Below are 5,905 nucleotides of genomic sequence, written 5' to 3' on the forward strand. Positions count from 1 at the left end.
GGCGATGTGGGGATATCGCATAGCTGTAATTGACGAGTTTTTAAATATTTTTGGGTCATATACTATGCCGGGGATATTAAGCAACATTAAAGAGGTGCCAATTACATTTCACCTTATATCAGCAATAATAATGCTTGCTGCAGCAAAACTATTATTTGACCGCAATAAGCTGGAGAGAAGCGGCGAAACTCTGGAGTTTGAGACAATAGAAACATTTTTCAAGTTTGGGGTGGCAGTGTGTACTTCTATGCTCATTGGAGTAATAGTTACCGGATGCGCAGGAAGTTTTATATATTTCACAAATAATGTTCCCAGGATATTTACAATAATTGGCTATATCATAGGAATTTTTTTGGGATGGTTTGTAGCAAGTTACAGCATAAAGACAAACCGAGCAAAGGTATAAAAATAATGTGGTCAGATACTTACTTATATACTTATTAAAAAGTCGAGGGAGATTTCTCATCGGCTTTTTTTTAGGTTAAAATCTGTGATATAATAGCAAAAGAATTACATATAAATAACTTTTATCAACAGAATAAATACTACATACGATTAATCCTCAGGAGGGGTACATATGGAAAATACAAGAGAAACGGTAGTAATCCTTGATTTTGGCGGTAAATATGCCCAGATGGTAGCACGGCGAGTTAGAGAAGCTCAGGTTTACTGTGAATTATTGTCTTATAAAACCCCATGGGAAGAGATTTTGAAAAGGCAGCCAAAAGCAATAATTTTATCAGGCGGCCCATCAAGTATTTTCAATGATAATGCACCGGCTTGCGATGAAAGAGTATTTAATGCTGATGTGCCCATTCTTGCCATAGGTTACGGTATGCAGCTCATGGTTAAGAGTTTGGGCAAGGATATAAAACCAGGTAGCAAGCGTGAAATTGGTCTTGCAGACCTTTTGGTGGATATCGATAAAGGTTTATTTCAGGGTCTGAATAGAAAAATAACAGTTTTTATGGACAGTGGCGATTTACCGGCTTCTCTACCTGAGGGGTTCGAAATACTTGCTCATACTCAAAAGACTCCTTTTGCAGCGATAGGGAACGGTAAAAACCTTTATGGCATGCAATTTCATCCAGAGGAAAGCCGTACACAGTGCGGCCGTGAAATACTAAATAATTTCTTATTTGGCATAGCAGGATGCAGTGGAACTTGGTCAACAAAGGCTTTTATACAAGAGCAGATAAAGCTTATAAAAGATAAGTTGGCAGATAAAAAGGCGATATGTGCTTTAAGCGGAGGCGTGGATTCATCGGTTGCGGCTCTCTTAGTGCACAAGGCAATAGGAGATAATTTAACGTGTATTTTTGTGGATCATGGTCTGCTTCGCAAGAATGAGGCTGCAAATGTTATAAAAACCTTTAAAGATAAATTTCACATGAACCTGATAGCAGTAGATGAATCTGAGCGATTTTTAAGTAAGCTAAAGGGTGTTACAGATCCGGAAGAAAAGCGCAAAATAATTGGTGAAGAATTTATTAGGGTGTTTGAAGAAGAGGCGGCTAAACTTGGCAAAGTTGATTTTTTGGTTCAAGGCACAGTATACCCTGATGTAATTGAAAGTGTAAATCCCATAGGCGGGGCAGTTAAAAGCCATCACAATGTGGGAGGGCTTCCTGAAGACTTGGAGTTTGAATTAATAGAGCCGCTGAGGGAACTGTTTAAGGATGAAGTAAGGAAAATAGGCCTTGAGCTGGGCCTTCCTGAAGAACTCGTATACCGCCAACCATTCCCCGGCCCCGGCCTTGCTGTGAGGGTTCTTGGAGAAGTTACAGAGGATAAACTCAGCATATTAAGAGAAGCTGACTTTATTGTAACTGATGAAATTAAAAAGGCAGGACTTTATAAAGAGTTATGGCAGGCATTTGCCATTCTTCCAAACATTCAAAGCGTTGGAGTTTCGGCGGACAGACGCACATATACACATACCATTGCCGTAAGAGCTATCGTAAGCGAGGATGGAATGACAGGTGAATGGGCAAGACTTCCCCATGATTTATTGGATAGTATTTCTACCAGGATTACCAGTGAAGTAGAAGGTGTCAACCGTGTTGTTTACGATATAACGCCAAAGCCTCCCTCCACTATCGAGTGGGAGTAATAAATGAAAAGCCTGTAACCCACATGAATACCGGGTTACAGGCTTTTCTATCTTTGAAAAGCGTACCAGAAACATACCGTTTATTTTAAGGCAGATTAGGGAAAGGTATATGCAGTAATCTCATAATCTCCTTTTCAGACTCTAGAACACGTTCAGCAATAAAATCCATAAAAGGTTGGTCATCACCATGAGCCTGATCCAGTAAGCTAATATATTCATGCCGTAAGATTGGTTGAATTATGGCCAGCATATAACCGTCTTGAATTAACGCTGTATTCATTAGCAACCGGGCAACTCTCCCATTCCCATCTATGAAAGGATGAATAAACACAAATCGTTTATGCAGCTGGGCGGCAAATTGAACTGGATGGTATTTATTACGCTCTGAGGCTGCCCACTGGAATAACTTGGCCATTTCCTCGCCTATCTGCTCTACTTGACACACTTCATATTTTGAGCCAGTGACGAAGACCATGCGGTTACGGTATTTTCCCGCTTCATTAGCATCAATTCCTGCATAAAACATTCGGTGCATTGTAAGAGCATCAGCCTCAGTAATTCGGCGGCTGCCAAGCAATGTAAACATGAAATCATATGCCTTTGCATGTCCCAAAGCCTCAAAGGTATCTCGAAGAGGCTTACCGCCAACAGTTAGTCCATCTTCCAGGAGGATCTTTGTTTCACTTAAAGTGAGAGTATTCCCTTCAAGAGCATTGCTTGACCATGTAAGGCCTATGCGGTAGTAGTTTTTAATTTCATTTAACAAGTGACCTTCAAAGGGACGCATTTCATCAATGGCCATCTTGTAGCGGTCAATTTTTTCATATATCGTCATCGAGTAACACAACCTTTCTTTAATATGTGACTCTCTCGCCAGACGGCATTATAAAAGAACCCTCATATTTGCATCCGGCAGCTTCTGCGACTTTTTTCAACTCGTCAACGGTGAAACTTTCTCGCTTCATTTTCTGGCTGAAGGCCTGCGGACTTTTCCCTAATAATCGGGCAAGTTCTGAGACGCTAATATCGAGCTTAACGCATAGGATTTTTAATTGTTCAGAAACTGACATATAATCACTCCTTTTGATATTCTCATTATAAAGGAATTTGTTTAATAAATCAATACTAACATTTATATTTTATTGAGAAACGTTAAAAAGTGCATTACCGGTAAGCAATTTATTTAGTACGATTATAGGTATGCAGAAAAAGATTTGTTTTCATGTGTAAAACCTACTCTGGAAGATTACAAAAAGGCAAGAGATCAAATGATAAAACCTTTGTCATAAGAAGGTTATCGAGTGTATTGTACAATATTTTTATCCAAAAATATCAAACTATTAAATATATTACGACTTTAATTCAAAGAAGGAATATTAAATAATGTATCGAATATATATTAAGTATAGCACATTTAGCCGATTTATAGTAAAATAGTACAGCATAATAAAAATATCAGGAGGTATAAGGATGGGTTCGAAAATAACTCTTTCAGTTATTAAAGCCGATGTGGGTGGATTTGTAGGACATGGGAGCGTTCACCCTGATATGCTAAAAAACGCAGAGGAAATATTAGAACAGCAAGGAAAGGAATTATTAGTAGATTTTTTTGTTACTAATGTGGGTGACGATATAAATCTCATACTCACACATAAAGAAGGCATAAATTCTGAAAAAGTTCACAAATTAGCTTGGAATACTTTTCTTAGCTGCACTGAAGTGGCAAAGAGTTTAAAAATGTATGGCGCAGGCCAGGATCTCCTGTCAGATGCATTCTCTGGCAATATAAAAGGCATGGGGCCTGGGATAGCAGAGATGGAATTTGAAGAGCGCCCCAGCGAGCCGGTGATAATATTCATGGCGGACAAAACCGAGCCGGGAGCTTGGAATCTTCCTTTATATAAGATATTTGCAGATCCATTTAATACCATCGGGCTTGTAATAGACCCTAAAATGCATTCGGGTTTTTGTTTTGAAGTGTTAGACCTCGTAGAAGATAAGAAAGTAACTTTTTCATGCCCGGAAGAGCTTTATGATTTATTAATTTTCTTAGGTGCATCAAACAGATATGTTGTAAAGAGTGTGTATACAAAAAATAAGGAATTAGCAGCAGTATCTTCAACACAAAAAATGAACCAAATGGCAGGCCGCTATGTGGGTAAAGATGATCCGGTGCTTATAGTGCGGTGCCAGAGCGGATTGCCTGCTGTGGGAGAAGTATTGGAGCCCTTTGCAAATCCCCATCTTGTAACAGGCTGGATGCGAGGTTCGCACTATGGTCCGTTAATTCCTGTGTCTCAAAAGCAGGCAGTTCCTACGCGCTTCGACGGGCCACCCCGAGCAATTGCCATGGGATTTCAGTTGGCCAACGGAAGATTAATTGGGCCACAGGACCTTTTTGCTGATGTAGCCTTTGACAGGGCTAGACAAAAAGCTCTTAAAGCGGCTGATTATATAAGGCAAATGGGGCCATTCGAACCTCATAGATTACCTCTTGATGAAATGGAGTACACCACAATGCCACAGGTGATGGAAAAGCTAAAAAATCGGTTTGAATAACAGAAAATATTATGAGCACGGCACTGGTTCGCTGCTTACCTTATTCAAAGGCAAAGCAAAAAACCGTTCCGTGCTTTTTCTATTATATTTTCTATGATTCCAAAGCATCTTTTAGAATAGGTTTTTACATATATTCTAGTTTTATGATAAAATTAAATTGTAATAAATAGCAACGAAAAGTTGTGATTATATGGATTTTGATATTAATATAATAAAAACAGATAATAGTTTAGATTATCAGAAAGAATTATTAAAAGAAGCTGATAAAATAATAGACCTAACAGACTATAAAGGATTAAGACTTTGCAGCTGGTCAAAGATACTTGACGAGATTTCAAATAAACTTCGAAAATTATCTTTAGGTGTATGTTTTTTAGGGTCTGGGGATTTTCATCATCTTTCATTTTCGTTAATAAGCAATATTTCCGTCAAACCTATTCTATTGCTTATTGACTATCATGCCGATATGTATGAAACATTTCCAGATATGATAAGTTGCGGTTCTTGGGCTATGCAAGCTCTTAAAGAGGAAAAGGTTAAAAAATGTATAGTAGTCGGAGTAGATGCGAAAGATCCGGCTATAAACAAATTTAAGTTCCAAGATGAATATGTGACTTTCTTTCCTATCAATATCCCCCAAAAATTAATGATACCAAAGGTCTTGGATGAGTTATCCAAATCCCAAGATCCTATTTATATAAGCATAGATAAGGATGTACTTTGTAAAGAGGATGCTGCTACCGGATGGGAGCAGGGTTTGATGCATTTAGACGAGCTTTTGGAATTGCTTTTGCATATAAAGAAAACTGGTAAAGTAATCGGAGTCGATGTCTGCGGAGAATGGGTGCTGCCTATTGACGAAATTATGTTTAGCATTGAGGATAGGTATAGCATGCAGCTTAATCAAAGAGCTAATATAAAAATACTGGAGAAAATACTGCATTGATTTTAATTAAATCCATATGGATAAATTATTAAAATTGGTTTATAATGCTAAGAGTAGTTGTTAGAAGAAGATAATTCAAGAAAATTTAAAAAAAATATACAGAAAATATGGCAATTCTATGGCTTATAATCAAATATATATATAAGTGTATTGAGTTTAAGCGACATTGCTAAAAAGATTTTATTGTAATATAATAAATAAGGAAAGAATTGCAGTTGAGCCAGAAAAGAGCAGGCCATCTTTTCCGGCCTGCTCTTTTCGCTCAATTGCAATTTTTCCTATTGAAC

General features: G+C 37.9%; 5 protein-coding genes and 2 pseudogenes. 5 read left to right on the forward strand and 2 right to left on the reverse strand.

Annotated elements, in window-relative coordinates:
• Nucleotides 1–406: pseudogene (locus tag BUC45_RS01150) on the forward strand (hypothetical protein); the annotation flags it as partial.
• A gap of 171 nt (nucleotides 407–577) precedes the next feature.
• Nucleotides 578–2,113 (forward strand): glutamine-hydrolyzing GMP synthase, encoded by a 1,536-nt coding sequence (gene guaA, locus BUC45_RS01155; RefSeq protein ID WP_296969603.1) that lies wholly within the window; start codon nucleotides 578–580, stop codon nucleotides 2,111–2,113.
• Between the two features lie 85 nt (nucleotides 2,114–2,198).
• Here guaA and BUC45_RS01160 read toward each other — a convergent pair whose 3' ends face one another.
• Nucleotides 2,199–2,948, reverse strand: a complete 750-nt coding sequence (locus BUC45_RS01160) for a Fic family protein (protein WP_296969604.1) — start codon at nucleotides 2,946–2,948, stop codon at nucleotides 2,199–2,201.
• A 19-nt stretch (nucleotides 2,949–2,967) separates the two neighbouring features.
• Nucleotides 2,968–3,183, reverse strand: a complete 216-nt coding sequence (locus tag BUC45_RS01165; protein ID WP_296969606.1) for a helix-turn-helix transcriptional regulator — start codon at nucleotides 3,181–3,183, stop codon at nucleotides 2,968–2,970.
• 129 nt (nucleotides 3,184–3,312) lie between these two features.
• On the opposite strand from BUC45_RS01165, the pseudogene BUC45_RS11935 reads away from it, so the two are divergent.
• From BUC45_RS11935 to BUC45_RS01175, 3 genes and pseudogenes are all read left to right on the forward strand, one after another.
• Nucleotides 3,313–3,402: pseudogene (locus BUC45_RS11935) on the forward strand (hypothetical protein); the annotation flags it as partial.
• 181 nt (nucleotides 3,403–3,583) lie between these two features.
• On the forward strand, nucleotides 3,584–4,672 hold the full coding sequence (fbp, locus tag BUC45_RS01170) for a fructose-1,6-bisphosphate aldolase/phosphatase (protein WP_296969608.1): 1,089 nt from the start codon (nucleotides 3,584–3,586) through the stop codon (nucleotides 4,670–4,672).
• Nucleotides 4,673–4,862: 190 nt separating this feature from the next.
• Nucleotides 4,863–5,618 carry an arginase family protein gene (locus BUC45_RS01175; protein ID WP_296969610.1) on the forward strand — a complete coding sequence of 252 codons (756 nt, stop codon included), beginning with the start codon at nucleotides 4,863–4,865 and terminating at the stop codon, nucleotides 5,616–5,618.
• Nucleotides 5,619–5,905 lie beyond the last annotated feature (287 nt).

This window comes from Tepidanaerobacter sp. EBM-38 (assembly GCA_001896545.1).
GTDB lineage: Bacteria > Bacillota > Thermosediminibacteria > Thermosediminibacterales > Tepidanaerobacteraceae > Tepidanaerobacter.